Annotated in this window: 1 pseudogene; it reads left to right on the top strand. The window is 55.0% G+C overall.

The window, feature by feature from the left end:
- A pseudogene (locus HMPREF2526_RS13430) lies at positions 1 to 902 on the top strand (hypothetical protein); the annotation flags it as partial.

The raw sequence follows: 902 nt of genomic DNA, 5'->3' as shown, positions 1-902 counted from the left end.
CACGGTGACTGTCACGGTTGAGCAGCCGGATGCTGCGGATACTGATGTGTCCGTGGATGCCATTCCTGACACGAGGGTTGCTCGTGGCGAGAAGGTTTCCATCCCAATCGAGGCTACCGACGGTGCAGAGATTTCCGTCACTGGTTTGCCTGAGTTCCTAAAGCTCAACGGTAACGTCATCGAGGGCACGGTCCCTGAGGACGCTGAACTCAAGTCTTACGACATTGAGGTTAAGGCATCCAAGGATGGCAAGGACGCGTCGGATAAGTTCAAGCTCACTGTTGTTACCTCCATTTTGGTTGACTCTGATGGTGATGGTGTCTCCGATGAACAGGAGGAGAAGGACGGTACTGATCCGAACAATCCGGATTCCGATGGCGATGGCCTGAATGACGGTGAGGAAAAGGAGCACGGTACCGATCCGAAGAACCCGGATACCGATGGTGACGGTGTTAACGACGGTGACGAGGTCAAGGACGGCACTGATCCGAAGAATAAGGACACCGATGGTGACGGCCTGACCGATGGTGAGGAAAAGGAGATTGGTACTGATCCGACGAAGCCGGATACCGATGGTGACGGCCTGACCGATAAGGAAGAGGTCGACGGTTCTAAGAACGACGACTTCAACAACGAGCCGACTGATCCGACAAATCCGGATTCTGACGGTGATGGCCTGACTGATGGCACTGAGACTGAGATCGGCACCGATCCGAATAACCCGGATACCGACGGTGATGGTCACAAGGATGGTGACGAGGTCAAGGACAATAAGGATCCGAAGGATCCGGATTCCTTCCCGGGCGATGACACCGACACCGATGGTGATGGTGTTCCGGATGCCCAGGAAGAAAAGGACGGCACCGATCCGAAGAACCCGGATACCGATGGTGATGGCCTGA

It is taken from the genome of Corynebacterium sp. HMSC070E08 (genome assembly GCF_001808895.1).
In the GTDB taxonomy this organism is placed as follows: Bacteria; Actinomycetota; Actinomycetes; order Mycobacteriales; family Mycobacteriaceae; genus Corynebacterium; species Corynebacterium hiratae.
This window is presented reverse-complemented; position numbering and strand designations above follow the sequence as displayed.